The organism is Glaciihabitans sp. GrIS 2.15 (assembly GCF_035984695.1).
Taxonomy (GTDB): domain Bacteria; phylum Actinomycetota; class Actinomycetes; order Actinomycetales; family Microbacteriaceae; genus Lacisediminihabitans.
Window position 1 is genome coordinate 447,238 of sequence record NZ_JAXCHU010000002.1, and the last position, 16,896, is coordinate 464,133.

Sequence of the window (16,896 nt, forward strand, 5' to 3'; positions counted from 1 at the left end):
TCATCCAGCTCGCCTCATCCAGTTGCGTCATCCAGCCGCGTCATCCAGTTCGCGTCATCCGGTTGCGTCATCCAGCCGCGTCATCCGGTTCGCTGTTCGAAATGCAGGATGCGGCGGAGAAAAAGTTCGCTTCCAGTAAGCTCCTGCCCCACCAGGCACACACGGTCCTGCATTTCGGACATCTCGGGTCAACAGCACCCGGGTCAGCAGCACCCGGGTCAACAGCACCCGGGTCAACAGCACCCCCGGTCAGCAGCACCCCGGGCCAGCAGCACCCCGGGCCAGCAGTGCCGGGCTGGGGCCAGGCGGTGCGCCGGTGAATGAGAGACAGGAAGAGGAATGATGTCCGACTATCGTGCACTGAGCTTCTGGTTCGACTCCCTCCCGGCGGCCGGCACCGGCGATGCGGGGGCGGATGATCTCCTCCCCCGTCCATCGCTGGCCGGGCCCATCGACGTGGATGTCGCCATCGTCGGAGGCGGACTCACCGGTCTCTGGACGGCCTATTACCTCGCTTCGGCGCAGCCAAGCCTGCGTATCGCAGTTCTCGAGAAACACATCGCGGGATTCGGAGCCTCCGGACGAAATGGAGGATGGTGCTCCGCCCTGTTTCCCGCATCGACGGCCGCACTCGCCCGTCGTCACGGCCGGGATGCCGCTGTGGCGATGCGCGAGGCAATGATCGAAACCGTCCAGGAGGTAGGTCGGGTCACTGCGGCAGAAGGAATCGACTGCGATTTCGTGCGGGGTGGCACGATAAGCCTCGCGCGCGGCCCGGCTCAGTGGGCCGCGGCCCGCGCGGAAGTCACCGAAGCAGGGCGCTGGTGCGTGGACGATCTTGCCCTGAGGGATGCCGCCCACAGCCCTCGGGGTGCAGCCGGAGCGCTGGGCTCCACCTTCGATCCGGCCTGCGCCCGGCTACACCCGGCGAAGCTCGTGCGCGGACTCGCCCGCGTGGTGGAGCAACTTGGGGTGACGATTTACGAAGAGACTGAGGTGCTCTCATGGCGCGCGCGCGAGGTTCTCACCGAGCACGCTGCGGTACGCGCTGAGACGATTGTGATCGCTCTCGAAGGCTATGGAGCGTCCCTGCCGCAGACCCACCGCCGCGTGTTACCGCTCTACTCGCTCATGATCGCAACCGAGCCGCTCAGTGACGCGACCTGGGATGAGATCGGCATCGAGCACGGGCAGACCTTTGCTGACTTTCGGCACCTGCTCGTCTATGGCCAGCGAACGGCAGACAATCGCTTCGCCTTCGGAGGCCGGGGCGCCAGATATCACTGGGGCAGCAGCATCCGCCCAGAATACGATCGCGTACCGGGGGTGTTCGACCACTTGGCGCGCACGCTCGCAAGCATCTTCCCCGCCGCCCACGACGTGGCGATCACGCATCGCTGGGGTGGTCCACTCGGCGTGCCGCGCGACTGGCACGCGAGCACGGCCTTCGACGCAGCCACCGGTATCGCAACGGCGGGCGGATATGTCGGTGACGGACTGAGCACCACCAATCTCGCCGGGCGCACCCTCACCGACCTGATCCTGCATCGGGATACCGAGATCTCGCGGCTACCGTGGGTGAACCACCGTTCGCCGCTGTGGGAGCCAGAGCCGCTGCGATTCATCGGGGCGAACCTCGGCACAACGGCGATGACGATCGCGGATGCCGAAGAGCGACTGACCGGTCGCGCATCTGTCGCCGCCCGGCTGATGGCGCCCCTCACCGGACACTAGAAGCTCCCGTCCCCCGTGACCGGGCGCTGACCTCGGCGAAAAGCGCTGATACTATTTCGCTAAAGCGGGGCGTCGTGCCAAGCGGGCGATCGGGGGATCATGACGCTGTTTGAGCGGGACGCCTACGTCCTGCCGTCGATCCCTCGCCGCCGCTCACGACTCGCCCGGGTGCTTCCCACTGTGCTCGCGCTGGTGCTCGTCGCCGCGGGGGTGCTCGCCTTCCTCGGCTTCCAACGCCTCGTCGACCAGTACACAGTCTGGACTTTTCGACCCTCCGAGTCGGTGTCGTCCCTCATCGGGTCGTCCCAGTTGACCGAAGAAGGCCGTTTCATCTTTTTGGCAAGCAAACCGGTGATCGAATCGTCAATCATTTTTGCGTCGAGTTGCGCGAGCAACCAGGAGGGTAGTGGGATCCTCGGCTGTTACCTGCCGCGGAACCGATCAATCCACCTCTTTGCGGTAACCGAACCCCGACTTGCCGGCCTGACTGATGTCGTCGCCGCACACGAGATGCTGCATGCCGCCTGGGATCGCTTCTCCGTTTCCGAACAGCAACAGCTCGTTCCCCTGCTCGAGCGCGAGGCGGCGAAACTCGGAGGAGACCCCGCGTTCCAGGCGCGCCTCGACTACTACGCGAAAAACGAACCGGGCCAACGCGATAACGAACTGCACTCGATTATTGGCACCGAGATCGCATCGATCTCACCCGAGCTCGAGGCTCACTATGCGAAATGGCTCGGCAACCGCCAGGCCCTTGTGAAGCTGCAGGGGAAGACCAATGCCGTCTTCACCGACCTCGAAAAGCGCTCCGCCGACCTGTCGACATCGATGGATGCCCTTCAGGCAGCGATCAACGACGAGTACGCCTCGTACACGAGCGGCTATGCCCAGCTGAACACAGACATCCGTCGGTTCAATTCCCGCACCGACTTCACGACGAAGCGCCAGGTCGACGTGGCCCAGGGCGCCCTGGAGACACGACGCATCTCCCTCGACGCTCGTTATGCCGATATCCTGACGAAAACAGCCGAGTACAACAAGGACCTCGCCGAGATGAAGGCCCTCTCGGAGCAGACTGCCGGACTCAACAGCGCTCTCAATCACGGCCCGGCCGTCACCACTATCCCGACGCCGGCCCCCGCGACGGGCGTCGGTGGATAGCGGGACTCGCCGGCCACCGGCTCCACCGCGGCACGTTCTTCCCCGGTCACTACCGTCTGCGTCCGACACCCCACTACGGAGAGCACGAGCACCACTGTGGGGGTCAACGGTTCGGTAACGGTCATCGCCCAGATGTTCCCGGGGTGCTCGAATCACGGGTTCGCTGGCACCACGATCGGGATGAACAACACGCTGTCTGCGAGGGACAGGGACCTGGCCGACATCCTTGCGAACCGAACTGATAAACGAACGACTGCTCGCACGCGCGACTCGAGCATCCGCCGGGTTCTCACGCAGCACCCCGTTAATCGCGTCGATCCGCTGAGGTATTGGGCTCAACTCCGCGACCATGTGTGAGATCACCAGGCCGATCACACTGCCCAGCATGGGGATGCTCACCGCCACAAACCGGGACAGCTGCGGGCCCGCCGAAACGCGAGCACTGTGCCGCGATGGCGAGGAGGGATGCCGCGCACGATGGCCCCTGTTGCCAGCTCTGTGGCTGCCACTGCCCAGCCAAATCCAAACAGCCGAATTCGAGCAGCAACGGGACGACCGCATCCACGATCATCTCTCGGCGGTCGCTCAGCAAGCGCGGCCCCGCGCGAGGCACGTGAGGAGCGTCATTCGCTCACCATAATGGCGTGAATGCTCACGCACGAGATCGATCATAGACTCGGGCCATGTCGCGAATCGTGCAGTACAACCGCTACGGTGGCCCGGAAGTGCTCGATATCGTCGAGGTCGATGAACCCCATGCCAGCGCGGGTATGGTGCGTGTAGCAGTGCGGGCCGCTGGCCTGAACAACTTCGACGCCAAGGCTCGCCGATCCCCCTCAGTACTGCCGAATCGCACGCTCCCGAGCGGCCAGGGTGCCGAGTTCGCGGGTGTGATCGACGAGGTGGGCGAGGGAGTCACGACTGCGATGCTGGGCGACGAGGTGCTCGGGTGGAGCAATTTCAGCGCTCAGGCCGATTTCGTCGTCGTGCCGGCCAGTCAAGTCGCGACCAAGCCCCCCGGCCTCGACTGGGTGACAGCCGGTGGCCTCGGTCTCGTTGGCAACACGGCAGAGCGGTCCACGCGAGCGGTGTCCCCGCAACCCGGTGAGACTGTGCTCGTGAGTGCAGCGGCGGGTGGCGTCGGACTGTTCGCCGCCCAGCTTGCCCTCGCCGACGGGGCGACGGTGATTGGAACCGCCAGTGAACAGAATCATCCCTACCTGAGCAGCCTCGGTCTCCTCCCGGTTGCCTATGGACCTGGCCTGGTCGATCGACTGCGGGTTGCTGCCCCGGGAGGAATTGACGCCGTGATCGATAATGCTGGAGAGGAGACGGTAGACGCGGCGATTGAACTCGGTGTCGATCCGACGCGCATTAACTCGATCGTGTATTTCGCCGGGGTCGCGAAATACGGCATCTCGACCGTCGGAGGGGGCGGTAAGACCGCCGAAAATCTTGGCGACCTCGCGCGACTCGTCGCGGCCGGCACCGTCGTCATGCCCATCGCCGCAACCTTCCCGCTCTCGGAAGTGCGAGCGGCCTACGAGTTGCTCGAGACGCGCCACCTCCGCGGCAAGGTGGTTCTCACTCTCCCCTGAGCCCCTCTCCGGCTTCGTCCCTAGGTCGGATCGGTGAACATAGCCGAGATCTCGGTGATCTCCTCAATCGTCGGTGCCCACTCGGTGGCGGCCTCGGCGTTGTGGAGAATTTGTTCGGGCTTCGTCGCGCCCGCGATCACACTGCTGAGACCCGGCTGGGCCAATAGCCAGGCGAGAGTCGCGGCGAGCATCGTGATACCCCGCTCGCGGCAGAAGGCCTCATACTTCTCGATCGTGTCCCAGGGTGCGCTCTCAAGCAGGTGGGGCCGCAGGTTCACGATCCGACTGTCAGCCGGACCTCCCGACCGGCTGAACTTACCGGTGAACAGGCCGTTATAGAGCGGAAAGAAGGGCAGGAAACCGAGTCCGTAATGATTCGCAGCGGGTAAAACCTCCGCCTCGACGCCTCGCACGAGCAACGAATACTCGTTTTGAGCCGAGATGAATTTGGGGTGACCGCCGAGGATTGCGCGGTATTCGGCATCCGCGATCTGCCAGCCGGTGAGGTTGGAGTGCCCGATGTAGCGCACTTTCCCCTCGGTGATGAGGTCGTCGAGTACGGACAGGGTCTCCTCAATCGGGGTGAGCGGATCGGGCACGTGCAGCTGATAGAGGTCGATCCAGTCCGTCTGCAATCGGCGCAGGGATGCTTCTACCGCGAGTCGCACATACCGCCTCGACCCCCGCGCTCCCCAGTCCGGTCCGTTGGTGCCGGCCATATCCATACCGAATTTCGTCGCGAGCACAATCTCGTGACGGCGGCCCTTGAGCGAATGTCCCATACGAGTCTCGCTCAACCCGCGCTCCGAGCCGTAGATGTCTGCGGTGTCGAACAGGGTGACCCCCGCCTCGATTGCCGCGTCGATCACGGCGTCTGTGCCTTGTTGACTTTCGCTAGCGGTATTCGCCCGACCGAAGTTATTGCAGCCGAGGCCGATAGTGGAGACGATGAGACCGGAGTCGCCGAGTGCGCGATAGTCGATAGCAGCCATATGTTCAGCCTAAGTGGGACTTCTCCTTCACAATTCCGCGCCCCTGACACGTATAACCGATGTCTGAAAACCGCGAGTGGTCGGTCGGATGCCGCAGCTACAGTCGAATCATGACCGCTACCGCTACCGCTACTGCCACTACCACTCACCCGACCGTCACATTGGCTCCGCCTCTTCGCCGAGTCGACAGTCCGATCGGGCGCATCGAGTTGATCGGCAACGGTTCGGCGGTCGTTTCGCTCACCATCGAGCGTGACGGTAGCCTCCCGCACGACGGAGACGACGAGCGCAGCGACGCCGTGCTCGACCGTGCTGCGGCACAACTCTCCGAGTACTTCTCTGGCACCCGCACCACGTTCGATGTGCCGGTCACCCTGTGTGGAACCGAGTTCCAAAGGGAGGTCTGGGCCCGGCTCGGAGAACTGCGGTTCGGCGAGGTCACGTCCTATGGCGAACTCGGCCTCTCGACCGGCCGCGCGTCAGCGGGTCGGGCAGTGGGCGGAGCGGTCGGAGCCAACCCGGTGCCTATTCTTATTCCCTGCCATCGGGTACTTGCGTCGAACAACCGCATTACCGGCTACAGCGGCGGCAACGGCATCCCCACCAAGGTCTGGCTGCTCAATCATGAGGGAATCGGACACACGGAGTGAACCAGCCGCGACCGGTCGTGGTGCTCGGCGACGACGGAATCAGCCGCTGCGCCTGGAGCGCTGGCGACGAGGAGTATCGGCGATACCACGATGAGGAGTGGGGGGTGGAACTCCGGGGGGATCGGCCGCTGTTCGAGAAGGTGAGCCTCGAAGGATTCCAGGCGGGGCTTTCCTGGATCGCCATCCTGCGCCGCCGAGACACGTTTCGGGCAGCCTTCCACGACTTTGACATCGACCTCGTCGCCGCGCTCACCGAGCCGGATGTCGACCGCCTCATGCTCGACGGCGGCATTATCCGCAATCGCGCCAAGATCGAGGCGACGATCGCGAATGCCGGCATAGTGCGCCAACTGGTGCAGGACGATCCGGGCGCCTTCGACCGGCTGCTCTGGGGGTTTGCCACACCCCGCGGCTCACGACCCCGACCGGTGAATTTCGGCGACATCCCGGCCGTGACTGCAGAGTCCACGGCACTGAGTAGAGAGTTGCGCGCGATCGGGCTGCGATTTGTCGGCCCCACCACAACGTATGCCCTCATGCAGTCGTCGGGCATGGTCGACGATCACGTCGAAGGATGCTGGCGGGCGGCCTGAGACTCGGCCGCTCGCCTGAGTCGCGGATTGCGGCACCCGGCTCACCTGTTCCCACGCCCGAGTCGAGGTGGCGGGTCGGCACCCATTCCTTCTCCGACTTGACTCCGCACCCAAGCGGCCATCACCACTCACCGCATTCAGACGATGAGGTTGAGCTCGCCCTCTGCCTTGCGCTCAAGCCGAAGGCCAGCGCCCACGGACCACTCGAGCACCGAATCGATGCTCTGGTGGTCGATCCCCGCTTCACACAGTGCACGCACGAACTGGCCCTTACCCTTCTTGTTGAAGTGATTGAGAGCTCGGCGAGGTCCGTCAGCGGAGTCGGAAACAACGCGCAAGAACGCTGTTTTGGGCCCCGCCGGGGCGGGTCCAAGCTCGACGTAGGCCTCCGAGCGAAGATCGAGAACGACGCCGTCCGAGGCCGCGAGCACGGCGGAGATATGCTCGCGCCAGAGCTTTCTCAGCGGCAGGGCCGGCAGCCTCGAATCGTGAGAGAGGCGATACGCGGGAATCGGATCATCCGCTCCCAGCAGACCGAACAGGGCCGAGTGTATGAGCACGTGGTCGCGGGCAAACTCTCGCGCAGAGACATTCAGTGTTCCCACGTCAAGCGCGTCGTAGAGCACACCGGTATAGCGCTCAAGAGCGGCAATAGTTGGCGATGAACGAAGCTCGCGATTTCGGGTGATCTCGAACTGCTGGCTCACGCCGAGCTTCAAGGCGGCCGACATGGTAGCCCGATTGCGAGAGAGCGCTCTAGTTGCCGCCAGCACCGAGCGCCGAGGCACCGTGAGCGCGGGATAACTCAATCGGGCCAGATCGAGCGGCATGTCGACAGCACCCCCGTCCCGCTTGGTCTCGGACGGGGGAAGGAGCAGCAACACTAGGTTGTGATGAACGCGAGCGCAGCATCCACATTCACGCCGAGCGGTCGCGCGGAATCGAGCGTGATCCTCGGCACCGCTGCGCTTGCCCCAGCCCAGGGCAAGTACTCGTCGAGACTCTGCTCGACGGCGTGCCAGCTCAACTCATTCAGGTGCGGAAGTCGGCGTCCGCGTGCCTCGAGACGCTCGCGATGCACCTCAGGATCGGAGCAGATGACCTCGATGAATCGCAGGGTCTCGCCGCGCGACTTCGCGAGCCCCACCCACTGTTCACGGGCCGGATCGACGCCGTTCACGGCATCCACGATCACGTCATGTCCGGACTCGAGCACCAGCCCGGCAATGGTCTCGGCCACGAGATAGGCAGCCAGCCCAGTGGGCTGGTCGCTGTCGATTCCGGCTTCAAGGATCGCCGATTCGATCGGATCTACAGACACAACCGAAGCGGAGAGACGTGCGCCGAGAATGTCGGCGAGTGTGCTCTTGCCGGCGGCCGGCAGTCCTGCCATCGCAATCAGCATGAGAGTCGGTCAGCCCTGGACCAGTGCAGCGTTGCGAGCGACGATTGTGACAGTGTCGTGCTCCACCGAAAGGAAGCCGTCCTCGGCATTCGCACGCACTGAAGCAGATCCCGACCCGGTGGTAATCCGCACCTCACCGGCACTCAGGATTGCCAGCAGCGGCTCGTGGCCCGGAAGGATACCGATCTCGCCCTCTGTGGTTTTCGCAACCACCATCGAGGCCGTGCCGGTCCAGACCTCCTGGTCGGCTGACACGACACTCACCTGAAGTTCATGAGCACCAGACTCGGCCATTCTTAGCCGTTCTCCTTCTGGATCTTTGCCCACTGTTCTTCGACGTCGTTGATGCCGCCGACGTTGAAGAATGCCTGGGTGGCGACGTGGTCGAAGTCACCCTTGACGATCGCGTCGAACGACTCGATCGTGTCCTTGAGAGGAACTGTCGAACCCTCGACGCCGGTGAACTTCTTCGCCATGTAGGTGTTCTGTGAGAGGAACTGCTGGATACGACGGGCGCGGGAGACGGTGATCTTGTCTTCCTCCGACAGTTCGTCGACACCCAGGATCGCGATGATCTCCTGGAGTTCTTTGTTCTTCTGCAGGATCGCCTTGACGTTGGTCGCCACGCGGTAGTGGTCGGCGCCCAGGTAACGGGGGTCGAGGATGCGGCTGGTGGAGGTGAGCGGGTCAACGGCCGGGTACAGGCCCTGCGACGCGATCTCGCGGCTCAGCTCGGTCGTCGCGTCGAGGTGCGCGAAGGTGGTTGCCGGTGCCGGGTCGGTGTAGTCGTCAGCGGGCACGTAGATCGCCTGTAGTGAGGTGATCGAGTGTCCACGGGTCGACGTGATTCGCTCCTGGAGGATGCCCATCTCGTCGGCGAGGGTCGGCTGGTACCCCACCGCGGACGGCATGCGCCCGAGCAGCGTGGAGACCTCGGAACCGGCCTGCGTGAACCGGAAGATGTTGTCGATGAAGAGCAGCACATCCTGGTTTTGCACATCGCGGAAGTACTCCGCCATCGTGAGGGCCGATAGTGCGACGCGAAGACGCGTCCCCGGCGGCTCATCCATCTGGCCGAATACGAGGGCCGTCTTGTCGAAGACGCCCGCCTCTTCCATCTCGGCGATGAGGTCGTTACCCTCACGGGTGCGCTCCCCCACTCCGGCGAACACGGACACTCCTCCGTGATCCTGCGCGACGCGCTGGATCATCTCCTGGATGAGCACGGTCTTGCCGACCCCGGCACCTCCGAAGAGGCCGATCTTTCCACCGAGAACGTAGGGCGTGAGCAGGTCGATGACCTTGATGCCGGTCTCGAAGAGCTCGGTCTTGGACTCGAGCTGGTCGAAGGGCGGGGGCTCGCGGTGGATCGACCAGCGGTCGGCCCACTCGTAGGTTGCGCCGGGCTCGCCATTGAGCACCTCGCCGATGACGTTGAAGACCTTGCCCTTGGTGGCGTCTCCGACGGGGACCGTGATCGGTCCACCGGTGTCGCGCACCTCCTGGCCGCGCACGAGACCGTCGGTGGGCTTGAGGGCGATCGCGCGAACGAGGTCGTCACCGAGGTGCTGGGCTACCTCGAGCGTGATCTCGTTGGAGTCCTCGCCGATGGTGACCGTGGTCTTCAGGGCGTTGTAGATACCGGGAATGGCGTCGTGTGGAAACTCGATGTCGACGACGGGGCCGGTGACCCGGGCGATGCGTCCGATTCCGGCTGGCTGAACCGTGGCTTGGTCAGCAGGGGCTGTGATAGTCATGTGCTTCTCGATTCTCCTTGGCTTCTTCTGAGCGCTACAGCGCTTACTTCTTGACCGCGAGTGCGTCGGCGCCGCCGACGATCTCGGAAATCTGCTGGGTGATCTCTGACTGGCGGGCATTGTTGGCCAGCCGGGTGAATGTGGTGATCAGCTTGTCGGCGTTGTCGCTGGCCGACTTCATCGCTCGCTGTCGGGCCGCATGTTCGGATGCCGCGGACTGGAGCATCGCGTTGAAAATGCGGCTCTCGATGTAGACCGGCAGCAGTGCATCCAGAACGTCGCCAACGTCGGGCTCGAACTCATAGAGCGGAAGCACCTCGTTGTCGTCGGGAGCATCGACGCCCTCCACAACCTCGAGCGGCAGCAGACGAACGACTTCCGGTATTTGCGTCACGACGCTCACGAAGCGGTTGTAGACGATATGGATCTCGTCGACCCCACCCTCGCTCGCTGGCTGGATGAACTTGGCGACGAGGGTCTCGCCAATCTTCTGCGCCGTCTCGAACTCGGGTTTTTCGGTGCTGCCGGTCCAGATCTGTTCTGCCGCGCGCTTACGGAAGGCGAAGTAGGCTGCGGCCTTCCGCCCGACGAGGTAGTAAACCACCTCTTTGCCCTGGCTGCGCAGCAGAGTGACGAGCTCGCTCGATTCGCGCACCACGTTCGTGCTGAACGCGCCAGCGAGCCCACGGTCGGAGGTGAAGAGAACTACCGCAGCGCGCTCGATCTTGTCCGGTTCGGTCGTGAGGATGTGATCCACGTTCGAGAAGGTGGCGACGGCGGAGACGGCACGGGTGACCGCACGCGAGTACGGGCCGGATGCCGCGACCCTTGCCTGCGCCTTCTGGATGCGTGAGGCCGAGATCAGCTCCATGGCCCGAGTGATCTTCTTGGTCGTCTGGGCAGACTTGATCTTCTGCCGGTAGACCCGAAGTTGCGCTCCCATGTCTGTACTTTCCTTTGGTTTGTGAAAATTGTCAGCCGAGTAGGGCGGCTAGTGCCCGGATCGAGATCCGCTAGCGCTTCTGCTTGACGATCTGCTCCTGGGCGATGTTCTCCGGCTCGATGGCCTCGAACTGCTCGGTTCCCACCGAAGCGAGCGGCTTGCCCTCTCCGGTCTGGAACTCGAGCTTGAACTTGTCAACGCCCTCGTCGAGAGCTTTCACCGTGTCGTCGTCCAGCACGTTCGTAGCCTTGAGCGTCGACAGCACCTCGGTATTGCGGCCAAGGTAGTCGAGCAGCTCGCGCTCGAAACGCAGCACGTCTTCGACGGCGACCTCGTCGAGCTTGCCGTTCGTACCGGCCCAGATAGACACGACCTGCTCCTCCACGGGATACGGCGAGTACTGCGGCTGGCGCAGAAGCTCCGTGAGACGGGCGCCGCGGGCGAGCTGCCGACGGCTGGTGGGGTCGAGGTCAGAGGCGAACATCGCGAAGGCTTCGAGCGAACGGTACTGGGCGAGCTCGAGCTTGAGCGTGCCGGAGACCTTCTTGATCGACTTGACCTGGGCGTCCCCGCCGACTCGGGAGACAGAGATTCCCACATCGACCGCCGGACGCTGGTTGGCGTTGAAGAGGTCGGACTGCAGGAAGATCTGGCCGTCGGTGATCGAAATCACGTTGGTCGGGATATATGCCGAGACGTCATTGGCTTTGGTCTCGATGATCGGCAATCCGGTCATCGATCCCGCGCCAAGCTCGTCGGAGAGCTTGGCACAACGCTCGAGCAGTCGGGAGTGCAGGTAGAAGACATCGCCAGGGTAGGCCTCGCGCCCCGGGGGACGGCGCAGCAGAAGCGATACGGCACGGTAGGCCTCCGCCTGCTTGGAGAGGTCGTCGAAGATGATCAGTACGTGCTTGCCACCGTACATCCAGTGCTGGCCGATGGCCGAGCCGGTGTAGGGGGCGAGGTACTTGAACCCGGCGGGGTCGGAGGCCGGAGACGCCACGATCGTCGTGTACTCCATAGCTCCGGCATCCTCGAGGGCGCCCTTCACCGAAGCGATAGTCGAGCCCTTCTGGCCGATCGCCACGTAGATGCAGCGCACCTGCTTGGTGGTGTCGCCGGAATCCCAGTTGGCCTTCTGGTTGATGATCGTGTCGATCGCAATGGCTGTCTTGCCGGTCTGGCGGTCGCCGATGATGAGCTGGCGCTGTCCGCGACCAATCGGGATCATCGCGTCGATCGCCTTGATACCGGTCTGCATCGGCTCGTGCACACTCTTGCGCTGCATCACGCCCGGCGCCTGCAGTTCGAGGGCACGACGGCCCTCGCTCTTGATCTCGCCGAGGCCATCGATCGGCGCGCCGAGCGGGTCGACGACACGACCGAGGTAGGCGTCGCCCACCGGCACCGAGAGAACCTCGCCGGTGCGGGTGACCTCGAGGCCCTCGACGATCCCGGCGAACTCGCCGAGCACGATCACGCCGATCTCGTTCTCGTCCAGGTTTTGGGCAAGACCGAGGGTGCCGTCCGCGAACTTGATGAGCTCGTTGGCCATCACGCCGGGGAGACCCTGCACGTGCGCGATTCCGTCGGCTGCGTCGATGACGTAGCCGACTTCGGTCGTCGATGCGGACGCGGGGTCGTACGACTTGACGAAGTCCTTAAGCGCATCGCGGATCTCGTCCGGGCTGATCGTGAGGTCTGCCATTTCGGTTTCTTCCTTGTCTTCGCGAAGCTGTCCGGCTTCGGGGGGGGTCTGTGTAGGTGGCGCTGGTCGCCGAGGGGCGGTGAGGGATTATCCGGCGAGCTGGAGCCGGAGATCCTTGAGCTTTGATGCGACACTGTCGTCGATGACCGTGTCGCCGACCTGCACGCGAAGCCCGCCGATGAGGGCAGGATCGACGACCAGGTTGAATTTGAGCGCGCGCCCGAACTTGGCAGCGAGACCTTTCTGCAGGCGCTCGAGCTGAACAGCGCGGATCGGCGTGGCGCTCGTGATCGTCGCGACCGCGAGCCCTGACTGGTCCGCGACGATCGATGCCGCAGTGCGAAGCAACTCGCCTATGCGGCGGCCGCGCGGCTGCTGCATCAGGTGACGGACGATCGAGAGCGTCTGCGGTGAAACCTTTTTTGCCAGAAGAGTGTCAACCAGAGCCACCTTTGACTCCGCGCTGCCCAGTTTGCTGCTCACCGCCAATTCGAGTTCCGGATCCGACGAAACAGCCGTTCCGAAGGCAAATAATTCGGCATCGATGTTGACAGTGGCCGGTGCGGAATCCGCCGCGGCGCGCAGCCCGAGTTCTTCTATGCCGGCGAGCAGGTCGTCGGTGTTCGACCAGCGGTGCGAGACCACGGTGCCGAGCAGCTCAAGGGTGGTCGCACTGAGATTGGTGCCAAATACTGCCGCGAGGATGGACCTCTTCTGCGTGGCATCCGTCGCGGTGTCCGACAGCATCGAGGTGAGCTGCGCCGAGCCGCCGACGATCCGGCCGGCCGAGAACAGTTCATTGGCAGTGGCCAGGTCGGCCGAACCCGTGGACGACAACTCCGCCCTTGAGGCGGCGAGAGCTTCCCTGGTCGCTGATCCCATACTCAGTTCACCGACCCCGGCTTAGCAGAATTTTCTGACTTCTCGAGATCGGCAAGGAACTGGTCAACGAGGTTCGCCGCGTTCTTGTCATCGGCCAGGCTCTGACCGATGACTCCCGATGCGAGATCGATCGCGAGCGACCCAACCTCGGAGCGGAGCGAGACGAGTGCCGACTGGCGCTCCGCTTCGATCGTCGCTTGCGCATTGATCGTGATGCGCGCGGCCTCCGCGGATGCCTGCTCCTTGAGCTCGTTCAGGATCTTCGTGCCATCCTGGCGAGCCTGGTCGCGGATCTTCGCTGCTTCGGCGCGTGCCTCAGCGAGCTGCTCATTATATTTCTCGAGTGCTGCAGCAGCCTCGGCCTGGGCGTTCTCGGCCTTCTTGATGCCGCCCTCGATGAGTTCCGAACGCTTGTCCAGGTTCTTCTGCACGTTCGGCAGGATCTTCTTCCAGAAAAAGATGAACAGCACGACGAAAATCACGAACGACCAGATGAGGTCTGGCACCGAGGGGATCAGCGGGTTATGCGCAGGCTCGGCGGCCGCCGCCGAAAGGATGGTCGGCAGCATTACTGGCCGGTAGTGAAGATGAAGTACGTGGCGATACCGATGAAGGCGAGTGCCTCGGTGAATGCGATACCGATATACATCAGGACCGTGAGGCGGCCCTGGAGTTCGGGCTGGCGGGCAACCGACTCGATCGTCTTACCGACGACGATGCCGACGCCGATGGCCGGGCCGATGGCCGCGAGGCCGTAGCCGATCGTCGCAATATTTCCGCTGAGCGCGGCGACAGTTGTGGTGTCCACGTTGTGTTTCCTTCCGTGATGGTGCGAGGGGCGGATGCCCGACTCGCGTCGTGCTAGTTCAAATCGTGCTGGTTCGTTAGTGCTCGTCTGCGAGCGCGAGCTGGAGGTAGACAGCGGTCAGGATGGTGAAGACGTAGGCCTGCAAGACGATGACCAGCAGCTCGAGCAGCGTGAAGGCGAAGGCGAAGGCGAGCGTGCCGATGCCGAACAGCTTGTACAGCCCCGGCGCCTCGAAGAAGAAGAACGAGGTGGCGAGGAAGAAGAGCACTAGGAGTAGGTGGCCGACGATCATGTTCATGAGGAGTCGGAGGGTATGTGTGACCGGTCGGACGAGGAAGGTCGAGATGAACTCGATCGGCGTCACGATGATGTACAGCGGCCACGGCACTCCGGGCGGGAATAGCGCATTACGCAGGAACTTGCCCGGGTGCTTGCGGAGCCCGGCGTAGATCCAGGTGACGTAGGCGATCGCGGCGAGCAGCAGGGGCACCCCGATGACGGCGGTACCTGCCAGGTTGAGTCCCGGCACGACACCGGTGAAGTTCATCGCGATGATCATGAAGAAGAAGGTGGTGAGGATCGGTAGGAAGCGCTTGCCGTCCTTCTTGCCGAGCAGGTCCTCGGCAATGCCGACGCGAACGAAGTCGAGGCCCATTTCGATAAGCGACTGCCCGCGACCCGGCACGACCTTCATTCGCCGCGTGCCGAGCGTGAAGATGAGGATGATCACGACCGCGACCAGGATGCGGATGAGCATGATCCGGTTCAGTTCGAAGGGTGTACCGGCGAAGAGCACCACGGGAGGGAAGAACTCACCGATGTTGGGGCCAACGAAGCCGCCGCCGCTGTCGCCTTCACTGGCGAGAGGGAGGATGAGATTGAGAACGTGGGGTAGCAGCGCTAACTCCAGAATCGAGGCGTGTGATCACGCGGCGAGAAGAAGGGGGGCTTTCGTTAAGACTCTATCAAGAGAATGAGGTCAGCCAAACCTTTAGTCGGGTCGGTCGGGGGCGACCGGGGCCTCCGATGGCAGGCTGATGTCGCTCACATAGGGCAGCCGCGACCGTGCGATCACCACCACATCCACTACGAGCGTTCCGACCACGGCGACCACCACGGTGAAGAACAGCACCTGCGTCTGGATCCAGGGCTGGTCCTTGAGGAGCACGATCAACACGATGAAGACCACGAACTTAAGGAGCCAGGCCCCCATCACGATTCCGAAGAACGCAACGCTCAGGAGATCCCCCTTCGCCACCTTCGTCGCGACCACGATGCTGGCGGCGGTGATGCCGAGGAAGACGACTGCCATGATAGTGCCGATGAGTGCGCTTACGAGCCCGACTCCCCCGGCGACGATGAGGCCGATCACTGACCCGACAACCGCGATGGCGATGGCGAGGATACCTCCGTAGGCCAGGATCCGCTTGAGGATGGGAACGGCGCTCATGAAGTTTCCTTAGTGGATGTTTCGGTCGAGGTGGCGTCGTAGGCAGCTTCGTCGAGAGGGTCGAGTTGTGCTACATCATCCTCGTCGTCGGGACGTGAGAGCTGCACAGTAGCCTCCACCGCCTTTCGCCTGCTGAGCGGTGCAAGGGTGAACGCCGTGCAGACGATGAGTCCGACGATGACGAACAGCACTCCCCAGATCGCATCGAAGTACATGAACAGGAGACAACCGATCGAGACGACCGCGGTCCACGAGTAGAAGATCAACACGGCGTGCACGTCCGAGTGCCCCATATCGAGCAACCTGTGGTGCAAATGCTTGCGATCGGCACTGAACGGCGATTTGCCGGCTCGCAAGCGACGGAAGATCGCGAGACCGAAATCAAGCAGCGGAATGAGCAGGATAGCGAGCGGCAGCAGGATCGGAATGAACGCCGGGATGAGTTGCTTGGAGAACTGCAGCGCGGCAAGATCGACCTGACCGGTCACTGAGATTGCCGAAGTGGCCATCAACAGGCCGACCAGGAGCGCCCCGGCATCCCCCATGAATAGCTTTGCCGGGTGCCAATTGAGCGGCAGGAAGCCGATACAGGCTCCGATGAGCACCGCCGAAATGAGAAGGGCGAGATTGAAGTACTCCGCCGCGGCAATGCGCGTGACGAGGATGTAGGTGTAGATGAAGAACGCGCCGTTTGCAATGATCGCCACCCCTGCTACTAGACCGTCAAGACCGTCGATGAAGTTAATCGCATTCATCACCAGCACAATGGCAAACACCGTGATAATCAGTCCGGTGTAGGACGAGAGCACGACGACTCCGCCGACGATGGGCAGACTCGTCAGCTGCACTCCCTGCCAAGCGAGGAGCCCGGCAGCGATGATCTGTCCGGCAAGTTTCGTGACCCAATCCAGATCCCAGATGTCGTCAGCGACCCCGAGTAGCACGATCATGAGGGCCGACCCGAGGATCGCGAAGATCGGTCCCGGCTTGGCGAAGATGAGGTGGAACTGCGGCAGCTGCGACGCGACTCCAAACGCGGTGATGATACCGAGGAACATCGCAATGCCACCGAGCCGCGGTGTTGGTCGCTTGTGCACGTCGCGCTCGCGAATGGCTGGGTAGAGCCGATATTTCATACCGAGCCGGGCGATTACGGTTGCCAACACGAAGGTGATTACCGCAGAGAGGCCGCCGGCACCGACATAGATGATCAGC

The 16,896-nt window shown here is 63.2% G+C and carries 18 protein-coding genes; 5 read left to right on the forward strand and 13 right to left on the reverse strand.

The window, feature by feature from the left end:
• Positions 1–339 precede the first annotated feature (339 nt).
• From RCH11_RS04460 to RCH11_RS04470, 3 genes are all read left to right on the forward strand, one after another.
• Positions 340–1,734: an NAD(P)/FAD-dependent oxidoreductase gene (locus tag RCH11_RS04460; RefSeq protein ID WP_327055777.1), complete on the forward strand. Its 1,395-nt coding sequence runs from the start codon at positions 340–342 to the stop codon at positions 1,732–1,734.
• Positions 1,735–1,833: 99 nt separating this feature from the next.
• Positions 1,834–2,895 carry a hypothetical protein gene (locus tag RCH11_RS04465; RefSeq protein WP_327055778.1) on the forward strand — a complete coding sequence of 354 codons (1,062 nt, stop codon included), beginning with the start codon at positions 1,834–1,836 and terminating at the stop codon, positions 2,893–2,895.
• 683 nt (positions 2,896–3,578) lie between these two features.
• Positions 3,579–4,493, forward strand: a complete 915-nt coding sequence (locus RCH11_RS04470) for an NADP-dependent oxidoreductase (protein WP_327055779.1) — start codon at positions 3,579–3,581, stop codon at positions 4,491–4,493.
• 20 nt (positions 4,494–4,513) lie between these two features.
• Here the strand turns inward: RCH11_RS04470 and RCH11_RS04475 are convergent, their stop codons facing one another.
• Positions 4,514–5,485, reverse strand: a complete 972-nt coding sequence (locus RCH11_RS04475) for an aldo/keto reductase (RefSeq protein ID WP_327055780.1) — start codon at positions 5,483–5,485, stop codon at positions 4,514–4,516.
• 110 nt (positions 5,486–5,595) lie between these two features.
• On the opposite strand from RCH11_RS04475, the gene RCH11_RS04480 reads away from it, so the two are divergent.
• A complete protein-coding gene (locus RCH11_RS04480; protein WP_327055781.1) occupies positions 5,596–6,135 on the forward strand; it encodes a methylated-DNA--[protein]-cysteine S-methyltransferase in 540 nt (179 codons plus the stop codon).
• Positions 6,132–6,728 (forward strand): DNA-3-methyladenine glycosylase I, encoded by a 597-nt coding sequence (locus RCH11_RS04485; protein ID WP_327055782.1) that lies wholly within the window; start codon positions 6,132–6,134, stop codon positions 6,726–6,728. The genes RCH11_RS04480 and RCH11_RS04485 overlap by 4 nt, the downstream gene beginning before the upstream one ends.
• 137 nt (positions 6,729–6,865) lie before the next feature.
• Here RCH11_RS04485 and RCH11_RS04490 read toward each other — a convergent pair whose 3' ends face one another.
• From RCH11_RS04490 to RCH11_RS04545, 12 genes are all read right to left on the reverse strand, one after another.
• Entirely contained in the window at positions 6,866–7,612 is a 747-nt protein-coding gene (locus tag RCH11_RS04490; protein WP_327055783.1) for a YaaA family protein, read from the reverse strand.
• On the reverse strand, positions 7,612–8,121 hold the full coding sequence (locus tag RCH11_RS04495; RefSeq protein ID WP_327055784.1) for an AAA family ATPase: 510 nt from the start codon (positions 8,119–8,121) through the stop codon (positions 7,612–7,614). Before RCH11_RS04495 ends, RCH11_RS04490 begins: the two co-directional genes overlap by 1 nt.
• A 21-nt stretch (positions 8,122–8,142) precedes the next feature.
• Positions 8,143–8,427, reverse strand: coding sequence for a F0F1 ATP synthase subunit epsilon (locus tag RCH11_RS04500; RefSeq protein WP_327055785.1), 285 nt, complete (start codon positions 8,425–8,427; stop codon positions 8,143–8,145).
• Positions 8,428–8,429: 2 nt separating this feature from the next.
• Positions 8,430–9,890, reverse strand: a complete 1,461-nt coding sequence (atpD, locus tag RCH11_RS04505; RefSeq protein WP_327055786.1) for a F0F1 ATP synthase subunit beta — start codon at positions 9,888–9,890, stop codon at positions 8,430–8,432.
• A 43-nt stretch (positions 9,891–9,933) separates the two neighbouring features.
• Complete coding sequence (locus tag RCH11_RS04510; RefSeq protein ID WP_327055787.1) at positions 9,934–10,833, reverse strand: F0F1 ATP synthase subunit gamma; 900 nt, start codon at positions 10,831–10,833, stop codon at positions 9,934–9,936.
• A gap of 70 nt (positions 10,834–10,903) precedes the next feature.
• Complete coding sequence (gene atpA, locus RCH11_RS04515) at positions 10,904–12,541, reverse strand: F0F1 ATP synthase subunit alpha (protein WP_327055788.1); 1,638 nt, start codon at positions 12,539–12,541, stop codon at positions 10,904–10,906.
• 87 nt (positions 12,542–12,628) lie between these two features.
• Positions 12,629–13,423 (reverse strand): F0F1 ATP synthase subunit delta, encoded by a 795-nt coding sequence (locus tag RCH11_RS04520; RefSeq protein WP_327055789.1) that lies wholly within the window; start codon positions 13,421–13,423, stop codon positions 12,629–12,631.
• A gap of 2 nt (positions 13,424–13,425) precedes the next feature.
• Positions 13,426–13,992 (reverse strand): F0F1 ATP synthase subunit B, encoded by a 567-nt coding sequence (locus RCH11_RS04525; protein WP_327055790.1) that lies wholly within the window; start codon positions 13,990–13,992, stop codon positions 13,426–13,428.
• Complete coding sequence (gene atpE, locus RCH11_RS04530) at positions 13,992–14,231, reverse strand: ATP synthase F0 subunit C (protein ID WP_147784898.1); 240 nt, start codon at positions 14,229–14,231, stop codon at positions 13,992–13,994. Before atpE ends, RCH11_RS04525 begins: the two co-directional genes overlap by 1 nt.
• Before the next feature lie 76 nt (positions 14,232–14,307).
• Entirely contained in the window at positions 14,308–15,027 is a 720-nt protein-coding gene (gene atpB, locus RCH11_RS04535) for a F0F1 ATP synthase subunit A (protein WP_442788998.1), read from the reverse strand.
• Between the two features lie 195 nt (positions 15,028–15,222).
• Positions 15,223–15,681, reverse strand: coding sequence for a hypothetical protein (locus RCH11_RS04540; protein WP_327055791.1), 459 nt, complete (start codon positions 15,679–15,681; stop codon positions 15,223–15,225).
• On the reverse strand, positions 15,678–16,895 hold the full coding sequence (locus RCH11_RS04545; RefSeq protein WP_327055819.1) for an MraY family glycosyltransferase: 1,218 nt from the start codon (positions 16,893–16,895) through the stop codon (positions 15,678–15,680). The genes RCH11_RS04540 and RCH11_RS04545 overlap by 4 nt, the downstream gene beginning before the upstream one ends.
• Between the last annotated feature and the right edge of the window lies 1 nt (position 16,896).

Excerpts from the sequence above, each read along its gene's own strand:
- RCH11_RS04460 (WP_327055777.1), top strand. The coding sequence starts at position 340 with ATGATGTCCGACTATCGTGCACTGAGCTTCTGGTTCGACTCCCTCCCG.
- RCH11_RS04465 (WP_327055778.1), top strand. The coding sequence starts at position 1,834 with ATGACGCTGTTTGAGCGGGACGCCTACGTCCTGCCGTCGATCCCTCGC.
- RCH11_RS04470 (WP_327055779.1), top strand. The coding sequence starts at position 3,579 with ATGTCGCGAATCGTGCAGTACAACCGCTACGGTGGCCCGGAAGTGCTC.
- RCH11_RS04475 (WP_327055780.1), bottom strand. The coding sequence starts at position 5,485 with ATGGCTGCTATCGACTATCGCGCACTCGGCGACTCCGGTCTCATCGTC.
- RCH11_RS04480 (WP_327055781.1), top strand. The coding sequence starts at position 5,596 with ATGACCGCTACCGCTACCGCTACTGCCACTACCACTCACCCGACCGTC.
- RCH11_RS04495 (WP_327055784.1), bottom strand. The coding sequence starts at position 8,121 with ATGGCAGGACTGCCGGCCGCCGGCAAGAGCACACTCGCCGACATTCTC.
- RCH11_RS04500 (WP_327055785.1), bottom strand. The coding sequence starts at position 8,427 with ATGGCCGAGTCTGGTGCTCATGAACTTCAGGTGAGTGTCGTGTCAGCC.
- atpD (WP_327055786.1), bottom strand. The coding sequence starts at position 9,890 with ATGACTATCACAGCCCCTGCTGACCAAGCCACGGTTCAGCCAGCCGGA.
- RCH11_RS04510 (WP_327055787.1), bottom strand. The coding sequence starts at position 10,833 with ATGGGAGCGCAACTTCGGGTCTACCGGCAGAAGATCAAGTCTGCCCAG.
- atpA (WP_327055788.1), bottom strand. The coding sequence starts at position 12,541 with ATGGCAGACCTCACGATCAGCCCGGACGAGATCCGCGATGCGCTTAAG.
- RCH11_RS04520 (WP_327055789.1), bottom strand. The coding sequence starts at position 13,423 with ATGGGATCAGCGACCAGGGAAGCTCTCGCCGCCTCAAGGGCGGAGTTG.
- RCH11_RS04525 (WP_327055790.1), bottom strand. The coding sequence starts at position 13,992 with ATGCTGCCGACCATCCTTTCGGCGGCGGCCGCCGAGCCTGCGCATAAC.
- RCH11_RS04540 (WP_327055791.1), bottom strand. The coding sequence starts at position 15,681 with ATGAGCGCCGTTCCCATCCTCAAGCGGATCCTGGCCTACGGAGGTATC.